This window comes from Paenibacillus xylanexedens (assembly GCF_007676705.1).
In the GTDB taxonomy this organism is placed as follows: Bacteria; Bacillota; Bacilli; order Paenibacillales; family Paenibacillaceae; genus Paenibacillus; species Paenibacillus xylanexedens_C.
Window position 1 is genome coordinate 1 of record NZ_VEBF01000487.1, and the last position, 251, is coordinate 251.

Annotated in this window: 1 protein-coding gene; it reads right to left on the reverse strand. The window is 47.4% G+C overall.

The annotated features are described in order from the left end of the window. Window positions 1-244, reverse strand: a 244-nt coding sequence (locus tag FS628_RS33350; RefSeq protein WP_369008922.1) for an AraC family transcriptional regulator N-terminal domain-containing protein, incomplete at its 3' end; no start/stop codon positions are given. Window positions 245-251: the final 7 nt, after the last annotated feature.

Genomic DNA, 251 nt, shown 5'->3' on the forward strand with positions numbered 1-251 from the left:
AGAGAATTTCGTTGTTGAAGAAAGGTGGGAGTAGTGGGATATGTTGGGAATGTTGTTGCAGTAGTGGGGGGAAGGTGAGGAGGGGGTGGAGGAGAGAGGATTGAGTTTGGGTGAGAAACATGGGGGTTGTGGGATTTTTGAGGGGTTTTGTAGGGAAGTGGGAATGGTTTAATAGGTGGAGAATTTGAGTGGATGTAAAGTGAAGTTTTAGTGGGAGGTAAGGAGGTTGAGGGGAGGGGTGAATGAGTTGT